The sequence below is a fragment of the Streptomyces sp. NPDC025721 genome, from assembly GCF_055558595.1.
The window spans coordinates 76,984-97,949 of sequence record NZ_JBVHMF010000012.1; the positions used below are offsets into that span (position 1 = coordinate 76,984).

The 20,966-nt window shown below is 72.8% G+C and carries 17 protein-coding genes; 9 read left to right on the forward strand and 8 right to left on the reverse strand.

All coding sequences use genetic code 11. The annotated features are described in order from the left end of the window. Positions 1 to 2: 2 nt before the first annotated feature. The 4 genes from ACZ4EF_RS18805 to ACZ4EF_RS18820 form a co-directional block, all read right to left on the reverse strand. Positions 3 to 749, reverse strand: a complete 747-nt coding sequence (locus ACZ4EF_RS18805) for a GntR family transcriptional regulator (protein ID WP_467505454.1) — start codon at positions 747 to 749, stop codon at positions 3 to 5. After that, positions 746 to 2,086, reverse strand: a complete 1,341-nt coding sequence (gene hmgA, locus ACZ4EF_RS18810; RefSeq protein WP_391161284.1) for a homogentisate 1,2-dioxygenase — start codon at positions 2,084 to 2,086, stop codon at positions 746 to 748. The genes ACZ4EF_RS18805 and hmgA overlap by 4 nt, the downstream gene beginning before the upstream one ends. Before the next feature lie 67 nt (positions 2,087 to 2,153). After that, positions 2,154 to 2,957, reverse strand: a complete 804-nt coding sequence (locus tag ACZ4EF_RS18815) for an SGNH/GDSL hydrolase family protein (protein WP_467505455.1) — start codon at positions 2,955 to 2,957, stop codon at positions 2,154 to 2,156. 1 nt (position 2,958) lies between these two features. Then, positions 2,959 to 4,374 (reverse strand): DHA2 family efflux MFS transporter permease subunit, encoded by a 1,416-nt coding sequence (locus tag ACZ4EF_RS18820; RefSeq protein ID WP_467505457.1) that lies wholly within the window; start codon positions 4,372 to 4,374, stop codon positions 2,959 to 2,961. 142 nt (positions 4,375 to 4,516) lie between these two features. Here ACZ4EF_RS18820 and ACZ4EF_RS18825 point away from each other — a divergent pair, with 142 nt between their 5' ends. The 5 genes from ACZ4EF_RS18825 (at position 4,517) to ACZ4EF_RS18845 (ending at position 11,230) form a co-directional block, all read left to right on the forward strand. After that, on the forward strand, positions 4,517 to 5,170 hold the full coding sequence (locus tag ACZ4EF_RS18825) for a TetR/AcrR family transcriptional regulator (protein WP_467505459.1): 654 nt from the start codon (positions 4,517 to 4,519) through the stop codon (positions 5,168 to 5,170). A 7-nt stretch (positions 5,171 to 5,177) separates the two neighbouring features. Next, the gene (locus ACZ4EF_RS18830; RefSeq protein ID WP_355333401.1) at positions 5,178 to 5,783 is read left to right on the forward strand and encodes a TetR/AcrR family transcriptional regulator; all 606 of its coding nucleotides are present in this window, start codon (positions 5,178 to 5,180) and stop codon (positions 5,781 to 5,783) included. A gap of 178 nt (positions 5,784 to 5,961) precedes the next feature. Continuing rightward, positions 5,962 to 8,202: a molybdopterin-dependent oxidoreductase gene (locus ACZ4EF_RS18835; protein WP_467505461.1), complete on the forward strand. Its 2,241-nt coding sequence runs from the start codon at positions 5,962 to 5,964 to the stop codon at positions 8,200 to 8,202. Between the two features lie 296 nt (positions 8,203 to 8,498). Continuing rightward, on the forward strand, positions 8,499 to 9,899 hold the full coding sequence (locus tag ACZ4EF_RS18840; protein ID WP_467505589.1) for an aldehyde dehydrogenase family protein: 1,401 nt from the start codon (positions 8,499 to 8,501) through the stop codon (positions 9,897 to 9,899). Between the two features lie 248 nt (positions 9,900 to 10,147). Beyond that, positions 10,148 to 11,230, forward strand: coding sequence for a zinc-binding dehydrogenase (locus ACZ4EF_RS18845; RefSeq protein WP_467505463.1), 1,083 nt, complete (start codon positions 10,148 to 10,150; stop codon positions 11,228 to 11,230). A 96-nt stretch (positions 11,231 to 11,326) separates the two neighbouring features. Here the strand turns inward: ACZ4EF_RS18845 and ACZ4EF_RS18850 are convergent, their stop codons facing one another. Continuing rightward, positions 11,327 to 11,872, reverse strand: a complete 546-nt coding sequence (locus tag ACZ4EF_RS18850) for a DUF402 domain-containing protein (protein ID WP_467505465.1) — start codon at positions 11,870 to 11,872, stop codon at positions 11,327 to 11,329. 72 nt (positions 11,873 to 11,944) lie between these two features. Further along, positions 11,945 to 12,598: a TetR/AcrR family transcriptional regulator gene (locus tag ACZ4EF_RS18855; protein ID WP_391161271.1), complete on the reverse strand. Its 654-nt coding sequence runs from the start codon at positions 12,596 to 12,598 to the stop codon at positions 11,945 to 11,947. 89 nt (positions 12,599 to 12,687) lie between these two features. Here ACZ4EF_RS18855 and ACZ4EF_RS18860 point away from each other — a divergent pair, with 89 nt between their 5' ends. Continuing rightward, positions 12,688 to 13,842 carry an acyl-CoA dehydrogenase family protein gene (locus ACZ4EF_RS18860; protein ID WP_467505467.1) on the forward strand — a complete coding sequence of 385 codons (1,155 nt, stop codon included), beginning with the start codon at positions 12,688 to 12,690 and terminating at the stop codon, positions 13,840 to 13,842. A 211-nt stretch (positions 13,843 to 14,053) separates the two neighbouring features. Further along, complete coding sequence (locus ACZ4EF_RS18865; RefSeq protein WP_391048514.1) at positions 14,054 to 14,668, forward strand: TetR/AcrR family transcriptional regulator; 615 nt, start codon at positions 14,054 to 14,056, stop codon at positions 14,666 to 14,668. Positions 14,669 to 14,723: 55 nt separating this feature from the next. Here ACZ4EF_RS18865 and ACZ4EF_RS18870 read toward each other — a convergent pair whose 3' ends face one another. Together ACZ4EF_RS18870 and ACZ4EF_RS18875 are read right to left on the reverse strand one after the other, a co-directional pair. Beyond that, the gene (locus ACZ4EF_RS18870; RefSeq protein WP_355333385.1) at positions 14,724 to 15,185 is read right to left on the reverse strand and encodes a MaoC family dehydratase; all 462 of its coding nucleotides are present in this window, start codon (positions 15,183 to 15,185) and stop codon (positions 14,724 to 14,726) included. A 194-nt stretch (positions 15,186 to 15,379) separates the two neighbouring features. Next, positions 15,380 to 16,819, reverse strand: coding sequence for an amidase (locus ACZ4EF_RS18875; protein WP_391161269.1), 1,440 nt, complete (start codon positions 16,817 to 16,819; stop codon positions 15,380 to 15,382). Between the two features lie 355 nt (positions 16,820 to 17,174). On the opposite strand from ACZ4EF_RS18875, the gene ACZ4EF_RS18880 reads away from it, so the two are divergent. Both ACZ4EF_RS18880 and ACZ4EF_RS18885 read left to right on the forward strand, forming a co-directional pair. Further along, a complete protein-coding gene (locus ACZ4EF_RS18880; RefSeq protein ID WP_355333380.1) occupies positions 17,175 to 17,918 on the forward strand; it encodes an SAM-dependent methyltransferase in 744 nt (247 codons plus the stop codon). Positions 17,919 to 18,142: 224 nt separating this feature from the next. Further along, the gene (locus ACZ4EF_RS18885; RefSeq protein ID WP_391048505.1) at positions 18,143 to 20,917 is read left to right on the forward strand and encodes a penicillin acylase family protein; all 2,775 of its coding nucleotides are present in this window, start codon (positions 18,143 to 18,145) and stop codon (positions 20,915 to 20,917) included. Positions 20,918 to 20,966 lie beyond the last annotated feature (49 nt).

The window sequence follows — 20,966 nt, forward strand, 5'->3', positions numbered from 1 at the left end:
CCTCAGGGCGCCTCCATCGTCACCGTGAACGAGAAGCGGTCACCCCGGTAATGGATGCGCACCACGTCCACCGCCCGGCCCGACTCGTCGTAGGTCACCCCGGTGTAGTGCAATATCGGGCTCAGCAGCGGCACTTGCAGCAGCCGCGCCGTCTCGGGATCGGCCAGCCGCGCCTCCACGGTGTCGGTGATCCGGCTGATCCGCACGCCGAGCATGTCCCGCAGCACCTTCGTCATCGGCCACCGCTCCAGGTCGGCGAGGTCGATCCGGGCGCCGAGTTCCGGACGTACGAAATTCTCCGCCCAGTTGGTGGGCTCACCGCTCTCGTCGCAGCGCAGCCTGCGGTAGGCCATGGCCCGGTCGAGGTCGGGGAAGTGCTCGGCGGCCCCCGGCGGCAGCGGCTCGGAACCGTAGCGCAGCACCGCCGTACGGCCGCCGGACTGCTGCGCCACGATCGCGTCCACCGAGCCGAGCAGCTTCACCGGCGCCCCGCGCAGCGCCGTCGGCTCGATGAAGGTGCCACGCCTGCGGTGCCGGCTGATCAGGCCCTCGTCCTCCAGCTCCTTGAGCGCCTGCCGCATGGTGAGGACACTCACCCCGTAGTGCCCGGCCAGCTCGTCCTCGGTGGGCAGCCGCAGCGGGGCCTGCGCGTGGCGGCCCAGTATCGAGGCGCGCAACGACTGCGAGACCTGGTACCACAGCGGCAGCTTGCGGTTCAGGACGAGGGAGTCGGGGGCGAAGGACGTCACGGCCGGAAGTTTCTCGCAAGCCCCTCCCACACCCGGTCGTAGCCCCCCTGCCGGTGCTCCCCGTTCAGCGCGAACTCGGTGGGCACGACCGGCCAACGGGTCTCGAACATGAACGCCAGCCCGTCGTCCACGCGCTGCGGCGCCAGTTCGGCGGCGCTCGCCTTGTCGAAGGTGGCCCGGTCAGGTCCGTGCGCCGACATCATGTTGTGCAGCGAGGCGCCGCCGGGCACGAAGCCCTCGGCCTTGGCGTCGTACGCCCCCTCGATCAGGCCCATGAACTCGGTCATCACATTGCGGTGGAAGTACGGCGGCCTGAAGGTGTCCTCGCCGACCAGCCAGCGGGGGGCGAAGACCACGAAGTCCGCGCCCGCGAGCCCCGGCGTGTCCGAGGGCGAGGTGAGCACCGTGAAGATCGACGGGTCGGGGTGGTCGTAGCTGAGCGACCCCAGCACGTTGAAGCGGTGCAGGTCGTACACGTACGGCACATGGCTGCCGTGCCAGGCGACCACGTCGAGCGGCGAGTGGTCGTAGACCGCGGCCCAGAGATTGCCGCCGAATTTGTTGACCACCTCCGTCTGCTCGTCCCGGTCCTCGTAGGCGGCGACCGGGGCGCGGAAGTCCCGCGCGTTGGCCAGTCCGTTCGCACCGATAGGGCCCAACTCCGGGAGCTGGAAGGGCTGGCCGTAGTTCTCGCAGACGTAGCCGCTCGCCGTGCCGTCCGGCAGCTCGACGCGGAAGCGGACACCGCGCGGGATCAGCGCGACCTCGCCCGGATCGGCGCGGATCAGCCCCAACTCGGTCCGCAGCAGCAGGGCGCCCCGCTGCGGCACGATCAGGAACTCGCCGTCAGAGGAGGAGAACACCCGGTTGTGCATCGAAAGGTTGGCCGCGTACCAGTGGATGCCGATGCCCTCACGGCGCAGCACATCGCCGTTGCCACCGACCGTGACCAGGCCGGTCACGAAATCCGTCGGCTCCTGCGGCATCGGCAGCGGGCCCCAGCGCAGCCGGTTGGGGTCGGGCTCCACGTCCAGGAACGGGGCGCTGCGCACCTGGCCGTTGGGGACCCGGCGGAAGGGCGGATGGGCGGCCGAGGGCCGGATCCGGTAGAGCCAGCTCCGTCGGTTGCGGGCGCGCGGCTCGGTGAACGCGGTGCCGCTGAGCTGTTCCGCGTAGAGCCCGAAGGGGGCGCGCTGCGGTGAGTTGCGCCCCTCCGGGAGCGCGCCCGCCACGGCTTCGCTGCTGTGCTCGTTGCCGAAGCCCGAGGAGTACGGCAGGTCCTTGCCGTCCTCGGCGTCGGCGCCGCCCGGCCCGTTCACGGCGTTCGTGGCGTTCATGGTCTGCTCCCGGTGGGGTCTCGTCCGTGATTCCTATGCTGAACCATAGGAATCACGGCGGCAACCCTCAGCCCGAGCCTGTGGAAAACTCCGCTGCCAGGGCCCGGACGGTGGCGGCGGCCGAGACCGCGTGGCCGCTCGCCGAGGCGTGCACCAGGTCGGCGCTGTACAGGTCGCGGTCGGCGACGGCGGGATGGTCGTACATCTCGACGACCACCGCGCCGTAGCGCTCCGCGACCGTCCGGGTCACCTGATTGAGGACGGCGACGCCGGTCTCCAGCGGGCCGCCGCGCAGTTCCGGCACGGCCGCCGCGACATTCATCAGCGCGTACGCGAACAGGGTCCTGCCGGGCGCGGCCAGCCGGGCGAAGAGCAGGTCGAGCTCCTTCTCCAGCACCTCGGGGGAGAAGCCGGGCAGCAGCAGGTCGTTGCCGCCGCAGACGATCGCGACCAGGTCGGGCGCGAAGCGCGCGGCGCGCTCGGCCTGGTCGGCGCGTACCTGGCCCGCGGTGAGACCGCGCATGCCGAGGTTGAGATACGTCAGCTCCGGCACGACCCGGCGCAGGGCCTCCGCGGTGCGGTCGGCCCAGGGCGCGGTGCGGTAGCCGGGCACGGGGTCGCCCAGGCCCTCGGCGATGCTGTCGCCGACGACCGCGAAGCGCTTCCAGGGCGCGCCGCGCAGCAGCCGGTCGCTCTCCTCGGGTGACAGGCAGTGGGGGTCGGCGGCCTCCGCCGGGTGGTCGGCCGCATAGGTGGCGGAGAAGGCGCTGACCGCGCTGAGGACGGGACCGGGGACGGGGCTCTGAGCGGGATCGGGAGCGGGGACGGGAACAGGAACGGGAACGGGAACGGCGTCGCCGTACTGCGTCATCTCAGGACTCCTTGGCAAGAGTGCGGGTCAGGCCGAGGCCGACCACGGCGGCGACGGCGGCAAGCGCGGCGCAGACGAGGAACACCTCGCGGAACGCCCGCGTCCCGTCCAAACCGTGGGCGGCGATGACCGAGGCGGTCGCGGCGACGCCGAGCGCGCCGCCCAACTGCCGCGCGGTGGTGGTCATGCCGACGCCCGAGGCGAACTGCCGGGGCGGCAGCGATGTCGCGGCGGCGGTGGACAGGGCGGTGAGCGTGGCCCCGAAGGCGGCGCCGCCGATCAGGCCCATGGGCAGCCACAGCGCCAGGAAACGGGTGTCGGCGCCGAGTTGGCACCAGGTCCAGACGCTCACCGCGGCGAAGGCGGCCATGGACACGGCGACGACGGCGGGCAGATGGTGCGGCCGGGCGCGCTTGCCGACCACCAGGGCGGCCACCGCGGAGGTGAGCGCGCCGGGTGTGAGGGCGAAGCCCGCCTTGAGGACCGAGTAGTGCCACACGGTGGTGAGGAACAGCGGTCCGCAGAGCATCCAGGCGAAGAGCGCGGCCCCGGCGAAAGCGGCTGCGGCGGAGGCGACGGCGAAGGCGCGGTCGCGGAACAGGCCGGTTTCGACGGCGGGCGTCACCTGGTGCGTGGAACGGACGAGCGCCACGACGAGCAGTGCCGCGCCGCACAATGTGCTGCCCACAGTGGCCGCGGACGCCCAGCCCCAGTCGCTGCCCTTGCTGAGGCCGAGCACCAGCAGGCCGATGCCCAGGGTGACGGCGAGCGTGCCCAGCGGGTCGGGCAACCGCCGTTCCGCGCCGACGCGTTCCGGCAGGCCGCGCAGTCCCGCGGCCACCAGGAGGATGCCCACCGGCACATTGATGAGGAAAACGGAGCGCCAGCCGAAGGCGTCGACCAGCAGACCGCCCAGGCTCGGCCCGGCGGCGCTGGCCATCGAGCCCGCGGCGCCCCAGACGCCGATCGCCGCCGCGAGCCCGGCGGGGGGCGTGGTGGCGAGCAGCAGCCCGAGCGCGGCCGGGATCATCCCGGCCGCGGCGGCGCCCTGGAGGGCGCGGGCGGCGATCAGCCAGGGCAGGCCGGGCGCGGCGGCGCACAAGGCGGAGGCGACCGTGAAGCCGGTGAGCGACAGCAGGAAGACGCGCTTGCGGCCGAAGGCGTCGGCTATCCGTCCCGCGGGGGTGAGCAGCGCGGCGAAGAGCACCGCGTAGCTGCTCACGACCCACGACAGGTCGGACACGCGGTCGGCGGGGAAGCTCTCGGCCAGGTCGGGGAAAGCGACGTTGACCACGGTGGCGTCGAGGAACGCGATGAAGGTGGCGCCCGCGCTGAGCAGCAGGACGAGCCCCGGTCTGACGTCCGGGGTCCGTCCTGAGCCGGGCGGTGCGGGGAGGGTGGAAGCGGGGGAGGACATGGGCCGTCCTTGCCTTGGCAGCGAGAAACATACTGGGAGTACATACTGACGGTATGAAAATACATACCGAAGGTATGTGCGTGTCAAGAGTGGGCAGGCCCTAGGGTGGGGAGGGCATCGCGAACGACAGGAGGGCGCCGCTGTGGCAGCACCGCGCACAGGCACCGGAAGCGGGACGGGCACCGTCCCGGCCCGCAGGGCGGCGGCACGCCCCACGCAGCGCGAGCGGTCGGACGCCACCGTCGAGGACCTGCTCACCGCGGCCCGCGCGCTGTTCGCCGCCGAGGGCTACGCGGCCACCTCGCTGGACGCGGTCTGCGAGCGGGCGGGCGTCACCAAAGGCGCCCTGTATCACCACTTCTCCGGCAAGAGGCAGCTCTTCAGCGCCGTCTACACCCGCGAGCAGGAACGTCTCGCCCAACGGATCTCGACCGCGTATCTCCAGGTCGCCGACCCGTGGGAGGCGGTCTACGAGGGCAGCCGCGCCTATCTGGAGGCGTCCTTGGACCCCGAGGTGCAGCGCATCACGCTCTTCGACGCTCCGGGCGCGCTCGGCTGGGAGGCGATGCGCGACCTCGGCGTCAACTGCCGCCAACTCACCCTGCGCGGCGTGAAGTACGCCATCAAGGCGGGCGCGATCTCGCAGCGCCCCGCCGACCCGCTGACGTCGATGCTCTACGGCGGACTCAGCGAGAGCGCGATGGCGATCGTCAGGGCCGACGACCCGCCGGCCGCCCTGGCGGAAGCCCTCGCCGACCTGCGCAAGCTCTTCGACGCGCTCGCCGCGAAGGGCTGAGGGAGCCGTGCCACGGGCCGTGGGCGCCGACAGCGGACTGCGCCGCGCACCGGTGCAGCAGCGCAGCACCGAACGCCTGGAACGCATCCTCGACGCCTGCGCCCGGCTATTGGACGAGGGCGGTTACGAGCGTCTCAGCACCCGCGCCGTCGCCGCCCGCGCGGGCGTCCCCATCGGGTCGGTCTACCGTTTCTTCTCCGACAAGCGCGCCCTCGCGGACGCCCTCGCCCACCGCAACCTCGACGAATTCCTCGACCGTACGGCCGCGCGTCTCGCGGAGCCCGGCACCGACCCCGACTGGCGCACGGCGGTGAACATCCTGGTCGACGAGTACACCGCCATGAAGCGCACCGCGCCCGGTTTCGCGCTGGTCGACTTCGGCGTGCCGGGCGAGACCAACCACGACCTCGCCGACCGGCTGCCCGCGCTGCTCGGGGAACGGCTCTCGGTCGACCCCTCGGAACCCCGGCTGCGGCTGGCCCTGGTGATCGCCGTCGAGACGGCGGACGCCGCGCTGCAACTCGCCTTCCGCACCGACCCGTCGGGCGACCCCGGGGTGATCTCCGAGACGAAGGAGCTGATCCGGGCCTATCTCGCGACCGTCCTGGACTGATCTCCCAGGCCCCCAGGTCCCCTGGCCCCTAGGCCCCCTGGCCTCCCCGCCCCTTCCCGGATCTCCCGCACCCGCCTCGCGAGGCCCGATGCCCGCTCCAGGGGTCGTTGTCAGTACCGCCGGGTAATGTCGAAGACGACCGCGCGCCAACGTCGCCGCCCGTCCAGGGGAGTCCCCGATGACCCGAACCGCCCTGCGCATCTGTCCGCTCTGCGAGGCCACCTGCGGCCTCACGCTGTCCGTCGACGACGGACGGGTGACGCATGCCCGCGGCGACCGGGACGACGTGTTCAGCGCAGGCTTCATCTGCCCCAAGGGCGCCGCTTTCGGCGCGCTCGACGCCGACCCCGACCGGCTGCGGCGCCCCCTGGTGCGCCGCGAGGGCCGGCTGACCGAGGCGACGTGGGACGAGGCGTACGCGGCCGTCGCCGCCGGGATCGGCGCGGTCACCGGCGCGCACGGCGGTGACGCGGTCGGCGTCGTCCTCGGCAACCCCAATGTGCACACGATGGCGGGCGGCCTCTACCCCGCGCAGCTCATCGGCGCGCTGCGCACCCGCCGCGTCTTCACCGCGAGCACGCTTGACCAGATGCCCAAGCACGTGTCCTGCGGCTACCTCTTCGGCGACCCGAACGCGATCCCGGTGCCCGACCTGGACCGCACCGACCATCTGCTGCTCATCGGCGCGAACCCGCTGGTCTCCAACGGCAGTCTGGCCACCGCCGCCGACTTCCCCGGCAAGCTCAAGGCGCTGCGGCGGCGCGGCGGCAGACTCGTCGTCATCGACCCGCACCGCACCAGGACCGCCCGGGCCGCCGACCGCCATGTGGCGCCCAGGCCCGGCACCGACGCGGCCCTGCTGCTCGCCATGGTCAGGACACTGTTCGCCGAAGGGCTCGCGGACCCCGGCGAACTGACCCCGTGGCTCAGCGGCGTGGCCGAAGTACGCGACCTGGTGACGGATTTCGCGCCGGAGGCGGTCGCCGCGTATTGCGACGTCCCGGCCGACGACATCCGGGCCCTGGCACGCGAGTTGGCGGCGGCCGAGCGCGCCGTAGTCTACGGGCGGCTCGGCAGCACCGCCGTGGAATTCGGCACCCTGGCGAGCTGGGCGGTCGACGTGCTCAACGCGCTGACCGGCAATCTGGACCGGCCGGGCGGCGCCATGTTCCCGCTCGCGGCCACCGCGCGGGCGCCCCGACCGCCCGGCCCCGGCAAGGGATTCCGCGTCGGCCGCTGGCACAGCCGGGTCTCGGGACACCCCGAGGTCAAGGGCGAACTGCCCGCCGCCGCCCTCGCCGAGGAGATCGACACCCCCGGGGACGGCCGCCTGCGCGCCCTCGTCGTGGTCGCGGCCAACCCGGTGCTGTCCGCCCCCGACGGCCTGCGGCTCGACCGCGCCCTGGACGGCCTGGACTTCATGGTCAGCGTCGATCCGTATCTCAACGAGACCTCGCGCCATGCCGATGTGGTGCTGCCGCCGCCCCCGCCCGCGCAGAGCGCGCACTACGACTTCGCCTTCAGCACGCTCGCGGTCCGCAACACCGTCCGCTACAGCCCGCCCGCGGTGCCGCTGGAGGACGGACTGCTGGACGAACCGGAGATCCACGCCCGGCTGATCCTCGCCGTCCTGGGACAGACCCGGGAGCAGGGAGCCGACCCCGCGCTCGTGGACGAACAGGCGGTGGTCCGCAAGCTCACCGCCGAGACCGGCGACCCGCACTCGCCGGTCCACGGCCGGGACGTCGCGGAGCTGTCCGCCGCGCTCGGCGGGAGGACCGGATACGAGCGGCGGCTCGACATGATGCTGCGCCTCGGCCCGTACGGCGACGGCTTCGGTGCCGACCCCGACGGCCTCACCCTGGCGAGGGTCCTGGACCGGCCGCACGGCATCGACCTCGGCCCGCTGCGCCCGCGCGTGCCCGAGGTGCTGCGGACACCGTCCGGCACGGTCGAGCTGGCGCCCGAGGCCGTTGCCGCCGATCTGCCGCGGCTGCGGGCCACGGTGACGCGCGGCGCGGACGGCGAAGGGCTGGTCCTCATCGGGCGCCGCCATCTGCGGTCCAACAACTCCTGGATGCACAATGTGCCCGCGCTCACCGGCGGCACCAACCGCTGCACGGCGCAGATACACCCCGTCGACGCGGCCCGGCTCGGGCTGGCCGACGGGGCGCTCGCCCTGATCAAGGGCGACGGCGGGGAGATCACCGCGGCCGTCGAGATCACCGACGCGCTGCGCCCCGGAGTGGTCAGCGTGCCGCACGGCTGGGGTCACGACCGCGAGGGCACCCGGCTGACCGAGGCGGCCCGCGAGCCGGGCGTCAACGTCAATCAGTTGCTCGACGGCACGCGGCTCGACCCGCTCTCCGGCACGGCCGTGCTCAACGGATTCCCGATACGGATGGAGGCCGTCCGCTGACCCGCGCCGCGCCCGTGACACGGCCGGGTGACACGGCGCCGCCGAGTGGTGTGACACCCGGACAGCGGGGCACGGGACCCCTGGGCGCGAGTCGCCCGGGGAGGGCGGCCGGATGTCACGGGCCCGGCCCCGCGCGGAGCCCGGGTCGTCGGGTGTTCCCGGCGCGACGTGACTGACGGCACGCGACACACCCTGGCCACAAAAAACTAACGGCGCTAGTTTGGGCGTCGGACGCAGAGCGGTGACCCCGGAGGGCAGCAACGGTGGACGGTACGGCAGAGGGCGCACAGGACCTGGTGACATCGCGCGACGCCCAGTACATCGGCGGGAAGTGGCGCCCCGCCGCGGGCGGCGGCCGGATCGACGTCGTCAACCCGGTGACCGAGAAGGTCATCGGACAGGTGCCCGCGGGCACCGCGGAGGACGTGGACGAGGCCGTACGCGCCGCGCGCGCCGCCCTGCCCGGCTGGGCGGCCACCCCGCCCGCGGAACGCGGCGCGATACTCGGCGCGGTACGCGACCTGATGGCGGCGCGCCGCGAGGAGATCGCCGCGACCGTCGCCGCCGAGCTGGGCGCCCCGCCCGCCTTCGCCGCCGCCGTCCACACCGACATGCCCACCGCCGTCATGGGCAGCTTCGCCGCGCTCGCCGCCGGGTACGGCTTCGAGGAACAGGTCGGCAACTCACGGGTGTTCCAGGAGCCGGTCGGCGTCGTCGGCGCGATCACGCCGTGGAACTACCCGCTGCACCAGGTCGTCGCCAAGGCCGCCCCCGCGCTGGCCGCGGGCTGCACCGTGGTGCTCAAGCCCGCGGAGGACACCCCGCTGGTCGCCCAGCTCTTCGCCGCGATCCTCGACGAGGCCGGGCTCCCCGCCGGAGTCTTCAACCTGGTCACCGGCCTCGGCCCGGTCGCCGGACAGGCGCTCGCCGAGCACCCAGGCGTGGACATGGTCTCCTTCACCGGTTCCACCGCGGTCGGACGGCAGATCGGCGCCACCGCGGGCGCGGCCGTCAAGCGCGTCGCGCTCGAACTGGGCGGAAAGTCCGCGAATGTCATCCTCCCCGGCGCCGACCTCGCCCGCGCCGTCAACGTCGGCATCGCCAACGTCTTCGCCAACTCCGGCCAGACATGCAGCGCCTGGACCCGGATCCTCGTCGACTCCGCGCGCTACGACGAAGCCGTCGAGGCGGCCACCGCGGCAGCCGCCAAGTACGTACCCGGCGAACGGCTCGGCCCGGTCGTCAACGCCAAGCAGCGCGAGCGGGTGCGCGGCTACATACGGCGCGGCGCCGCGGAAGGCGCGCGGATCGTCGTCGGCGGCCCCGACGCGCCGGACGGACTGGAGACCGGCTACTACATACGCCCCACTGTCTTCGCCGACGTCGACCCCGGTATGACGATCGCCCAGGAGGAGATCTTCGGCCCGGTCGTCGCCCTGATCAGGTACGAGGACGAGGACGACGCCCTGCGCATCGCCAACGGCACGGTCTACGGGCTCGCGGGCGCGGTCTGGGGCGCCGACGACGCGGAGGCCGTCGCCTTCGCCCGCCGGATGGACACCGGACAGGTCGACATCAACGGCGGCCGGTTCAACCCGCTGGCGCCCTTCGGCGGTTACAAGCAGTCCGGAGTCGGCCGCGAGCTGGGCGCGCACGGGCTGGCGGAGTACCTCCAGACCAAGTCCCTCCAGTTCTGACCCCAGGACCCCAGGACCCCAGGACCCCAGGACCGCCCGACCCGGCTGAACCGCACAAACCGCCCGCCCCTCCCGACCTGTTCGGGCCGACTCGGTCGACCGGGATCACCCCGGCCGACCCGGTCCGACCGGCCCGTTGCCCCACCCCGCTCACGCCCGCTCGTCCGCACCCGCACCCGCATCCGTCAGCCCCCGACCGCATCCGTCCGCATCCGGATCCGCTCGCAGCCCCGCACCCAGGAGACCTCGTGGTACGCGCAGCCGTCCTGCCCGCCGTCAACGCGCCGCTGGCCGTCGCCGACATCGAGCTGCCCGACCCCGGCCCCGGACAGGTCCGGGTCCGGCTGGCGGCGGCGGGCGTGTGCCATTCCGACCTGTCGCTGTCCAACGGAACGCTGCGCCAGCCGGTACCCGCCGTCCTCGGCCATGAGGGCGCGGGCACGGTGGTGTCGGTCGGAGACGGCGTCGGCCATCTCGCCCCCGGTGACCGCGTGGTCCTCAACTGGGCGCCCGCCTGCGGCGACTGCCACTTCTGCGGCCTCGCCGAGCCCTGGCTGTGCGCCAACTCCGCCACGGCAGCCGCCAGTCCGTACGCCACGCTGGCCGCCGACGGCAGCCCGCTCTACCCGGGCCTGGGCACCGCCGTCTTCGCCGAGGAGACCGTGGTCGCCGCGGGCGCGGTCCTGCCGCTCCCCGACGGCGTCCCGCTCACCGACGCCGCGCTGCTCGGCTGCGCCGTACTCACCGGCTACGGCGCGGTGCACCACTCGGCGCGGATCCGTACCGGCGAGAGCGTCGCCGTCTACGGGGTCGGCGGCGTGGGGCTCGCCGTGCTCCAGTCGGCGCGGATCGCGGGCGCCGAGCGGATCATCGCGGTCGATGTCGCGCCCGCCAAGGAGGAGCTGGCGCGGGCGGCCGGCGCCACCGACTTCGTCGTCTCCGGGGACGATACGGCCAAGCGGATCCGCAAGCTCACCGACGGCTTCGGCGCCGACGCGGCCATCGAGTGCGTGGGCCGCGCCGCCACCATCCGCACCGCCTGGTCCTCCACCCGCCGCGGCGGCCGTACGACGGTGGTCGGCATCGGCGGCCAGGACCAGCAGGTCACCTTCACCGCGCTGGAACTCTTCTACTTCGGCCGCACGCTCTCCGGCTGCGTGTACGGAAACTGCGACCCGGCCGTGGATCTGCCGGTGCTCGCCGAGCACGTACGGGCGGGCCGCCTCGACCTGTCCGCCATGGTCACCGACCGCATCACGCTCGACGGCATCCCGGCGGCCTTCGGGGCGATGACCGCCGGGCGCGGCGGCCGGGCGCTGGTGGTCTTCTGACCGGCCGTCGGGCCGGATTCCCGCGGGACCGCGCACCCGCCGCTGTCAGCGGGCGCGTCCCCAGGCGTACGTCTAGGCGTACGTCTACGCGTACGCCTACGCCTGCGCGCCGTCGACCATCGCCAGCCAGTGCCGGTGAGTGCCGTCGAAGGGACCGGTGCCCTCCGCCACCGCCGTCATCAGCCACGCGGCGGCGGATTCGGCGGCGCCGATCACATCGGCGGGGTAGCCGTACCGCACCCGGTGCTCGGCGAATTCGTCCTCGTCGACCAGGATCGGCAGGTCGGCGCCGCGCTTGAGCAGGACGTCCAGGTCGAGGTCGACCATGGTGACCTCGGCGGGGGACGGCCACCGCGGCGGGGTGGTGATGTCGCAGTAGATCTCGGTGCGGCGGGGCGCGGCGTTGAAGGTCGCCGTCCACCAGGCGTCGCGCGGGAAGAGGATGATGTGCGCCTCGGGGATCGGGACGTGGGGGTTGTGGCCCTTGCGCACCAGGCCGAAGCCGGGGAGGCCGAGCCATACGCCGTGCTCGTCCTCACCGAGCCGCCGCATCCGCAGATTCCAGTGCAGAGTGCCGTCGTATTTGCGGTAGTTGACCTGGACGAAGTCGGGCTCGGGGCCCTGCGGGACCGGTTCTGACATGGCGCCATCCTGTCAGCAGGCGCGGCCGGTCCGCCCCCGGATTTCCCGCCGGGAGGCCACCCGCGCCGGGGCTCACGCCGGGGCGGTTCCCGGGCCCGCGAGCGCCTCGAACTGCACGGCCAGACCGTCGATCAGCGCGCGCAGCCCCGTCTCGAAGGCGCCGCTGTCGATCTGCCGCTGGTGCTTGGCGAGGAGGTGGGCCTGGCCGAGGTGCGGATAGTCGGCGGGGTCGTAGACGTCCGCGTCGCCGACGAAGCCGCCCGCGAAGGAGCCGAGCGCGGAGCCGGTGACGAAGTAGCGCATGAGGGCGCCGATCCGGGTGGCGTGGGCGGGCGGCCAGCCCGCCTCGACCATGCCGCCGAAGACGGCGTCGGCCATCCGGAGCCCGGCGGGCCGCAGGCCGGGCCCGACGGCGAGGAACGGCACGATGTGCGGGTGGTCGGTGAGGGCGGCGCGGTAGGAGCGGCCCCAGTCGAGCAGCGCCTGCCGCCAGTCCCTGCCGTCACCGAACATCGACAGGTCGACTTGGGTGACGACGGTGTCGGCCGCCGCGTCGAGGATGGCTTCCTTGGTGGCGAAGTGGTTGTAGAGGGAGGGCCCGCTCACGCCCAGTTCGGCCGCGAGCCGCCGGGTGGACAGGGCCGCCAGACCCTCCTCGTCGATGAGGGCGAGGGCCGCCGTGACGATCCGGTCGCGACTGAGCAGGGGCTTGCGGGGGCGGGCCATGCGGCACATAGTAGAGCCTGCCGCCCGAAAACTAGCGGTGGTAGTTTCGAAGGATCGTCCGGACGATCGTGGGATGCGGTGACGACGCAGTGAACCTTGAGCTGACCGAGGAGCAGGCCGCCGTCAAGGAGCTGGCCAGGGACTTCACCGAGCGCGAGATCACGCCGAACGCGGTGGCGTGGGACCGCGCCGAGAGCGTGGACCGCGCCATCGTGAAGAAGCTCGGCGCGCTCGGTTTCCTGGGGCTGACCGTCGACGAGGAGTACGGCGGCTCCGGCGGCGACCACCTCGCCTACTGCCTGGTGACCGAGGAGCTGGGCCGCGGCGACTCCTCCGTGCGCGGCATCGTCTCGGTCTCGCTCGGCCTGGTCGCCAAGTCGATCGCGCGCTGGGGGAGCGAGGAGCACAAGCGCGCGTGGCTGCCCCGGCTCACCGCGGGCGACGCGGTCGGCTGCTTCGGGCTGACCGAGCCGGGCACCGGTTCGGACGCCGCGAATCTCACCACCCGCGCGGTACGGGACGGCGACTCGTACATGATCACCGGCAGCAAGATGTTCATCACCAACGGCACCTGGGCCGATGTCGTCCTGCTCTTCGCCCGCACCGGCCGCGCCGACGAGGGGCACAAGGGCGTCAGCGCCTTCCTGGTGCCGACCGACACGGCGGGCCTGACCCGCCGCGAGATCCAGGGCAAGCTCGGGCTGCGCGGGCAGGCGACGGCCGAGCTGGTCCTCGACGGCGTCCGCGTCCCGGCCTCCGCGATGCTCGCGCCCGAGGGCAAGGGCTTCTCCGTGGCGATGTCCGCGCTGGCCAAGGGGCGGATGTCGGTCGCGGCGGGCTGTGTCGGCATCGCCCAGGCGTGCCTGGACGCGGCGGTGGCGTACGCGGGGGAGCGCGAGCAGTTCGGAGCGCCGATCGCCGGACGCCAGCTCGTTCAGGAGCTGCTCGCCGACATCGCGGTGGACGTGGACGCGGCCCGGCTGCTCACCTGGCGGGTCGCCGACCTGATCGACCGCGGGCTGCCCTTCGCCACCGAGTCCTCGGTCGCCAAGCTCTACGCGAGTGAGGCCGCCGTGCGCTGTGCCAACAACGCCCTCCAGGTCTTCGGCGGCTACGGCTACATCGACGAGTACCCGGCCGGCAAGCTGCTGCGGGATGCGCGGGTCATGACGTTGTACGAAGGCACCAGCCAGATACACAAGCTGCTGATCGGACGGGCGCTGACCGGCGTATCGGCGTTCTGACCGCAGGCCGCGCACCCGTACGCACCCGTACCGCACTCCCCGTACGGCACCCGTACCGCTTCCACGCACCGCGCCCCCGTACCGCTTCGACGTCCTGTCTCGACGTCCCCTTGCCCTGGTCACGACAAGTGACGAGCGACCGCTTAGTATCTAAGCGCTTGCTCAGCCCCGCGATAGGGTGGCGGCTGTGACCGGCGGTGAGGAGCGTGCGATGAGCGTCGAGGCGACAACCGGCGAGGCGTGGGGGGACATCAGCCCCGACGCCGCGAGGCGGCTGGTGATCGCGGCGGTGCAGGCGTTCGCCGAGCGCGGCTACCACGCCACGACCACCCGCGACATCGCCGGGCGCGCGGGCATGAGCCCCGCCGCGCTCTACATCCACTACAAGACCAAAGAGGAACTGCTCTACCAGATCAGCAAGGTCGGCCACCTGCGCTCGCTCGCCATGCTCTCCGAGGCCAGGGACGGCGACGGCAGCGCGGCCGAACGGCTGGAGAGCGCCGTACGCGCCTTCGTCCGCTGGCACGCCGAGCACCACACGACCGGGCGGGTCGTGCAGTACGAACTGGGCGCGCTCGCCCCCGAGCACCACGCGGAGATCGTGGCGCTGCGGCGGCAGAGCGAGGACGCGATCCGCACGATCATCAAGGACGGCGTGACGGCGGGCGAATTCGACGTCCCCGAGGTCTCCGGGACCACGCTCGCCGTGCTGTCGCTCTGCATCGACGTGGCCCGCTGGTTCAACCCCGAGGGCCGCAGGACCCCGGACGAGGTCGGCGCGCTCTACGCCGACCTCGTGCTGCGCATGGTGCGGCCCACGGCCTGAGGGCGCGACCCGCGCGAACGCCTCCACGGACAGCCGCCCGAACGCGTCCGCAGAGCTACAGATAGAAGCGGGCCACTGTCTCCGCCACGCACACCGGCTTGTCGCCGCCCTCGCGCTCGATGGTCACCTTCGTCACGAGCTGGATGCCGCCGCCCACCTCGGTGACCTCCGCGACCTCGGCGGTCGCGCGGAGCCGCGAGCCGACCGGTACGGGAGCGGGGAAACGCACCTTGTTCACGCCGTAGTTGACGCCCATCTTCACGCCCTCGACCAGCAGGAGCCGCGGGGTGAGGGACGGGATCAGGGAGAGCGTCAGATAGCCGTGCGCGATGGTCGTGCCGAACGGGCCGAGCGCCGCCTTCTCCGCGTCGACGTGGATCCACTGGTGGTCCCCGGTGGCCTCGGCGAACAGGTCGATCCGCTTCTGGTCGATCTCCTGCCACTCGGTCCAGCCGAGCTGTTCGCCGACGGCGGCGCGCAGTTCGTCCGGCGAAGCGAAGATGCGGGGCTGCGACATGGGGTGGCCTCCAGGGGTGGTCCGGTACGGCGCGCTACGGGGTTTCTAAGCGCTTGCTCAGCGACTCTCAGCATGGTTCGGGGGCTGCCGGGTGTCAATCGCCGCCGCGCGGTCGGCCGCCCCTCGCGCCGCCCGGCCGCCGATCCCGTACCCCCGGCTCCCGCGCCGATCCCGTACCCCCGGCTCCCGCGCCGCTACCAGACCTCCGGCCGCCGCCCCGCCCACGGCCTGGCCCGTTCCAACTGCGCCGACAGCGACACCAGCGTCGCCTCGTCGCCGTACCGCCCGCCCAGCATCACGCCGATCGGCAGCCCCGCGTCCGTCCAGTGCAGCGGGACGCTGACCGCGGGCTGGCCCGTCGCGTTGTACAGCGGGGTGAAGGGCGTGAAGGCGGCCATCGCGTCGAATTCGGCCGTCGGGTCCGCGTCGTCGCGCATGCCCCCGACCAGGGCCGGCGGCTGAGCGAGCGTCGGCGTCAGGATCACGTCGTACGACGTCAGGAGCGCGTCCGCGATGAGCTGGCCGAGCATGCGGAAGACGTAGAGGGCGCCCGCGAAGTCCAGCCCCGACACCTTGCCGCCCGCCGCCCGCAGATGCCGGGTCAGCGGCATCAGCAAGTGCTCGTCGCCCGGCGCGACCGGCCGGGCCGCGGCCATCACCGACCAGACCGCGTTGAACGCCTGCCGCACCGAGTCGTCCACCGGCAGCGCCATCTCGTCCACGTCGTGGCCCAGTTCGCGCAGCAGCCCCGCCGCGCCGTCGAGCGCGGCCCGGCAGTCGGGGTGCAGCGCGACGCCGGGCACCGGCGGATCGGCGAGCGCCACCACGCGCAGCGGCCCCGGCTCGCGGCGGGCGTGGGAGAGGAAGGTCTCGCCGGGCGGCAGCGCGGGCGCCCCGTACGGGGCGCCGGGCTCGGGGCCCGCGAGGATGTCGAGCAGCGCCGCCGCGTCGGCGACGGTACGGGCGATCGGGCCCGACGTACTGAGCCCGCTCACGTCGTGCAGGACGGGACCGCCGCTCACCCGGCCGCGGCTCGGTTTTATGCCGAACAGCCCGCAAACCGAGGACGGGATACGGATCGAGCCGCCGCCGTCGCTGCCCTGCGCGACCGGCGCGAGGCCGCCCGCCACCGCCGCCCCGGCGCCACCGCTCGAACCGCCCGCCGACCGCTCCAGGTCCCAGGGCGTGCGGGCGGGCGGCGCCAGCCGGTTCTCGGTGTAGCAGGGCAGCCCGAACTCGGGGGTGTTGGTCTTGCCGAGCAGGATCGTGCCCGCCTTGCGCAGCCGGGCCGCCACATGGTCCTCGGCGTCGGGTACGTGCTCCGCGAAGGCCGCGGAACCGAAGGTGCAGCGCACACCCGCCACCAGATTCAGGTCCTTGACCGGCACCGGGACGCCGTGCAGCACGGGCAGTTCGTCGGCCGCGCCCTCGCGCCGCGCGGCCAGCGCCCACGCCTCGGCCTCCGCCGCCTGCTTGCGGGCGACCTCCGGCGTCACGGTGATGAACGCGCCGAGCGTCGCGTCGAGCCGGTCGATCCGCTCCAGATAGTGCTCGGTCAACTCGACCGGCGACACCGCCCCCTCACGTACCGCAGCCGCCTGCTCCACCGCCGTCAGATCGTGCAACTGGGCCATGCCCGCTCCCGCCTTCCGCCGCTCGTACCGCCGTGCGCCACGCGTCGTGCGCCGCGATCCTCGCATTACCGGCGGGTACCGACCAGCCCCTCGGCGGACCCGGTCACCGCCCGGAACCCGTCATGCCTGATGACCACGGCCCCGTGGCGGTGACCCCCGCCGACCGGTGACCCCCGCCGACCGGTGACGCCTGCTGACCGGTGGCGCCTGCCGACCGGTGACGGCCGTCGCCCCGCCGTCGGCCACTATGGAGCCGAGCCGACGGGCCAAAACGAGTGGCACCCGCCATCCCGATCGGGGACCATCGCGAACGCCCGAGCCCGCCTGTGAACGACCAGCACCGCCAAGGAGCCACATGAGCCTGCGCCACCACGAGATCGCCGAGGCGGACAACCGCATCCTCAACCCCCTCAGCCAGGAGAAGCTGCGGCTGCTCGGTGAGATCTGCCGGTTGAAGGAGGGGCAGCGGCACCTCGACCTCGCCTGCGGGAAGGGCGAGATGCTGGCCGGCTGGGCGAAGCGGTACGGCACGGGCGGTGTCGGCGTCGACCTCAGCGAGGTCTTCCTGACGGCGGCGCGCGAGCGGGCCGCGGAATTCGGCGTGTCGGAGAGCGTGACCTTCGAGCGCGGCGACGCCGGGAAATACCAGCCGGAGCCCGCCGCCTTCGACATCGCCTCGTGCCTCGGCGCCACCTGGATCGGGGACGGCCTCGCGGGCACGATCGAGCTGCTGCGGCCCGCCCTGCGCCCCGGCGGACTCATGCTGATCGGCGAGCCGTACTGGCACGAGACACCTCCGGAGGAGGCGTACGAGGCACTCGGCACCGAGCCGGACGACTTCGTGTCGCTCAGCGGCACCCTGGACCGCTTCGAGGCGGCGGGCGTCGACCTGGTCGAAATGGTGCTGGCCGACGGCGACAACTGGGACCGCTACTACGCGCCCCAGTGGTTCGCGATCTCCGAATGGCTCCGCCGCACCCCCGCCGACCACCCCGACGTACCGGCCATGCGCGAATTCCTCGACCACCAGCGGCGCGGCCATCTCACCTACGGCAAGCGCTACTTCGGCTGGGGCGTCTTCGTCCTGCGCCCCCGCTGACCGCGACGCGCGCCGCTGCTCCCGGCGTGCCCCCGCTGACCGCGACGCGTGCCCGCCGACCCCAAAGCGCCCCCACTCACCCCAACGCGCCCCCCACCCCCCCCGCGGCTGCGGGAGTCGGGGGCGGCGGGATGTGGGGGAAGTGAAAAGCTGACGCATGTTCATCTTCCGGGAAGGAGGTACCGGCGGTAACGTCCGGGGACTGGTATCCGGAAGGAGCAGACATGCCGCTGCGGACCCCACGACGGATCGGCAAGCTGGGCAGGATCGGCAAGTGGAGAACGGCGACAGCCGCGGCGCTGCTGGCGCTCGGGGCCACCTTGGTGGCCCCGTTGCCGCTGGCGGCGCAGGCCGCGGACAACTCGGGCGACTACTGCGCGGGACAGTGCTCTGACATTCTGCCGCCGGGCGAGAACGGCAACGCCACGCTCGCGGACATTCTGGCGAACAAGGTGCTCGGGACACGCCCCGCGCACACCTCTGACCAGCTCGGACCGTATTCGTCGCTCGCCGACGGATACCCAGGGCTGACCGACGCGACCATCAGCAACTTCTTCAACAGCTCGTCCTTCGGCGTCCCTTCGGGCCAGGTCGCCTCGGTGATCAGCCCGCGCTCGGACGTGACGATCACCCGTGACAAGGCGACGGGCGTCCCCCACATCAAGGGCACGACCAGGCAGGGCACGGAGTACGGCGCCGGATACGCGGCGGCGCAGGACCGGCTGTGGCTGATGGACCTCTTCCGGCACGTCGGACGCGGCGAACTGTCGTCGTTCGCGGGCGGCGCGGCGGCCAACCGCGGCCTGGAGCAGGAGTTCTGGCGGCAGGCCCCGTACACCGAGGCCGACCTCCAGGACCAGGTCACCCGGCTGGCGAACAGCGGCGGCGCCCGCGGCCAGCAGGCGCTCGCCGACGCGCAGGCGTACGTCGACGGCATCAACGCCTACATCACGCAGTCCAAGAACGGCCGTTACTTCCCCGGCGAGTACGTCCTCACCGGGCACATGGACGCGATCACCAACGCGGGCACGATCGACCCGTTCCAGCTCACCGACATGATCGCGCTCGCCTCGGTGATCGGCGCGCTGTTCGGCACCGGCGGCGGCGGAGAGGTGGAGTCCGCGCTGTCGCTGCTGGCGGCGCAGCAGAAGTACGGGGTCGCCGAGGGCACCAAGGTCTGGGAGTCCTTCCGCGAGCGGGACGACCCCGAGGCCACGCCCACCGTGCACGACGGCAGCAGCTTCCCGTACGCCGGCAAGCCCGCGCAGGCCAAGGGCCAGGCGCTGCCCGACGCCGGCTCGGTCGTACCGGAACCGCTGGTCTACGACGCGACCGGCGGCGCCAAGCAGGCCACCACCAAGAGCCCCGGAGTGCTGCCGAGCAACCTCTTCTCCGGCGACGCCACGAAGAAGGGAATGTCCAACGCTCTCGTGGTCAGCGGCGCGCACACCGCCAGCGGCCACCCGGTCGCCGTCTTCGGTCCGCAAACCGGCTATTTCGCGCCACAGTTGCTGATGCTCCAGGAGTTGCAGGGCCCCGGCATCAGCGCGCGCGGCGCGTCCTTCGCGGGCCTGGGCATGTACGTGGAACTCGGCCGGGGCCAGGACTACGCCTGGAGCGCGACCTCCGCGAGCCAGGACGTCACCGACACCTACGCCGTGGAGCTGTGCCAGGACTCCACGCACTATGTGCTGCACGGCGCGTGCGTGCCGATGGAGAAGCTGGAACGCACCAACTCCTGGTCGCCGACCGTCGCCGACTCCACGGCGGCGGGCTCGTACCGCATGCAGGTCTGGCGCACGGCGTACGGCCCGGTGCAGTACCGGGCGACCGTCGGCGGCAAGGCCGTCGCCTATACGGCGCTGCGCAGTTCGTACCGGCACGAGGCCGACTCGATCCTGGGCTTCCAGGAGCTGAACGACCCCGGATTCGTGCACGACGCCGCCTCGTTCCAGCGGGCGACGCAGGACATCAACTACACCTTCAACTGGTTCTACGCGGACTCCCAGCACACCGCGTACTACAACAGCGGCACCAACCCGGTCAGGGCGGACGGCGTGGACCCGTCGTTCCCGGTGTGGGCGCAGGCCGCCTACGACTGGCGCGGCTGGGACCCGGTGACCAACACCGCCTCCTACACCCCGCCCGCGCAGCATCCGCAGTCCGTCGACCAGGACTACTACGTGTCGTGGAACAACAAGCAGGCCAAGGGGTACACCTCGGCGGGCTTCGGCAACGGCTCCGTGCACCGCGCCGACCTGCTGGAGGACCGGGTGAAGGCGCTCACCCAGGCGGGCGGCGTCACCCGCGCCGCGCTCACCAAGGCCATGGCGGACGCGGCGCTCACCGACCTGCGCGGTGAGGACGTCCTGCCCGACCTGCTCCAGGTGATCCACAGCGCACCGGTCACCGATCCCCAGGAAGCCACCGCCGTACAGCAGTTGGAGGCGTGGAGCACGGCGGGCACCAAGCGGCACGAGACCTCGCCCGGCTCGCACACGTACGCCAACGCGGACGCGGTACGGGTGATGGACGCGTGGTGGCCGCTGCTGATCGCGGGCGAGTTCCAGCCCGGCCTCGGCAGCGACCTCTACAACGCGCTGGCCGCGAACCTCGCGATCGACGAGTCGCCGTCCGCGGGACACGGGCCGACCGGCTCGCACGCGGGCAGCGCCTTCCAGTACGGCTGGTGGTCGTACGCCGACAAGGATCTGCGCAAGGTGCTCGGCAAGCCGGTGCAGGGCGCGCTCGACCAGACGTACTGCGGCGGCGGCCAACTGACCGCCTGCCGCGACATGTTGCTGTCCACGCTGAAGCAGGCGGCGGCCGTCCCGGCGGCCACCGTCTACCCGGCCGACGACAGCGGCTGCTCCGCCGGTGACCAGTGGTGCGCCGACTCGATCGTCCAGCGTCCGCTGGGCGGAGTCACGGACGACCGGATCGCGTGGCAGAACCGGCCCACCTTCCAGCAGGTGGTGGAATTCCCGTCACACCGGTGACGCGTTCCGCTCAGGGGTGAGCCCTTGAGCGGTGCGCGGTGACAGTCGC

What these genes read in the sequence shown, in the direction of transcription:
- ACZ4EF_RS18850 (WP_467505465.1), bottom strand. Translation starts at nt 11,872, where the DNA reads ATGTCAGAACCGGTCCCGCAGGGCCCCGAGCCCGACTTCGTCCAGGTC.
- ACZ4EF_RS18865 (WP_391048514.1), top strand. Translation starts at nt 14,054, where the DNA reads ATGAGCGTCGAGGCGACAACCGGCGAGGCGTGGGGGGACATCAGCCCC.
- ACZ4EF_RS18820 (WP_467505457.1), bottom strand. Translation starts at nt 4,374, where the DNA reads ATGTCCTCCCCCGCTTCCACCCTCCCCGCACCGCCCGGCTCAGGACGG.
- ACZ4EF_RS18880 (WP_355333380.1), top strand. Translation starts at nt 17,175, where the DNA reads ATGAGCCTGCGCCACCACGAGATCGCCGAGGCGGACAACCGCATCCTC.
- ACZ4EF_RS18815 (WP_467505455.1), bottom strand. Translation starts at nt 2,957, where the DNA reads ATGACGCAGTACGGCGACGCCGTTCCCGTTCCCGTTCCTGTTCCCGTC.
- hmgA (WP_391161284.1), bottom strand. Translation starts at nt 2,086, where the DNA reads ATGAACGCCACGAACGCCGTGAACGGGCCGGGCGGCGCCGACGCCGAG.
- ACZ4EF_RS18835 (WP_467505461.1), top strand. Translation starts at nt 5,962, where the DNA reads ATGACCCGAACCGCCCTGCGCATCTGTCCGCTCTGCGAGGCCACCTGC.
- ACZ4EF_RS18870 (WP_355333385.1), bottom strand. Translation starts at nt 15,185, where the DNA reads ATGTCGCAGCCCCGCATCTTCGCTTCGCCGGACGAACTGCGCGCCGCC.
- ACZ4EF_RS18875 (WP_391161269.1), bottom strand. Translation starts at nt 16,819, where the DNA reads ATGGCCCAGTTGCACGATCTGACGGCGGTGGAGCAGGCGGCTGCGGTA.
- ACZ4EF_RS18885 (WP_391048505.1), top strand. Translation starts at nt 18,143, where the DNA reads ATGCCGCTGCGGACCCCACGACGGATCGGCAAGCTGGGCAGGATCGGC.
- ACZ4EF_RS18855 (WP_391161271.1), bottom strand. Translation starts at nt 12,598, where the DNA reads ATGGCCCGCCCCCGCAAGCCCCTGCTCAGTCGCGACCGGATCGTCACG.